Source organism: Pseudomonas brassicacearum subsp. brassicacearum (genome assembly GCF_008801605.1).
Taxonomy (GTDB): Bacteria; Pseudomonadota; Gammaproteobacteria; order Pseudomonadales; family Pseudomonadaceae; genus Aquipseudomonas; species Aquipseudomonas brassicacearum.
This window is the reverse complement of record NZ_VZPJ01000045.1, coordinates 1-525: the sequence shown is the minus strand read 5'-3', so window position 1 is coordinate 525 and position 525 is coordinate 1. Positions and strand designations below refer to the sequence as shown.

1 pseudogene is annotated in these 525 nt (G+C 65.9%); it reads right to left on the bottom strand.

From position 1 onward, the window contains the following. A pseudogene (locus tag F7R20_RS31465) lies at positions 1-525 on the bottom strand (type IV secretion protein Rhs); the annotation flags it as partial.

Below are 525 nucleotides of genomic sequence, written 5' to 3'. Positions count from 1 at the left end.
CACACGGTCTGGGCCTTGAGACGGCCCTGTTCATCGTAGTCGTAGTCACTGAGCAGCCGGCCTTGCTGGCGTTGCCGTTCGCGCCCGCCGTCAAAGCGGTGTTCGGTCAGGCGCGAGCCGTTGAGGTTGATGGCGGTCAGTGCGCCACCCGGGGCATGGTGGTAGTCGAGCTGGCTGTCGTCCGGCAGGCGCAGGTGGTTGAGGCGCCCGCAAGCGTCGTAGCGATAACGCAGGGTGCCCCAGCCCTGGTGCTCGCAGACCAAGCGGTCCTGGAAGTCGTATTCGAAGGCCAACGGATGATCGCTGCCGTCGTTGACGTGGACCAATCGGCCCAGCTCGTCGTAGCGGTATTCGATGGCCTGGCCGTCGGGCAAGGTCTTGAGCCGCAGCCGCCCGGTCGCGTCGCGCTGGTACTGGGTGAGCCGTTGTGAACCGTCCTCGCCGTGCTCGGTTTTTTCCAGCAGGTGGCCGTTGAGGCCGTAGGCGTAGGCAGTGCGTTGGCCGTCGAAGCCGACTTGCTGTCGG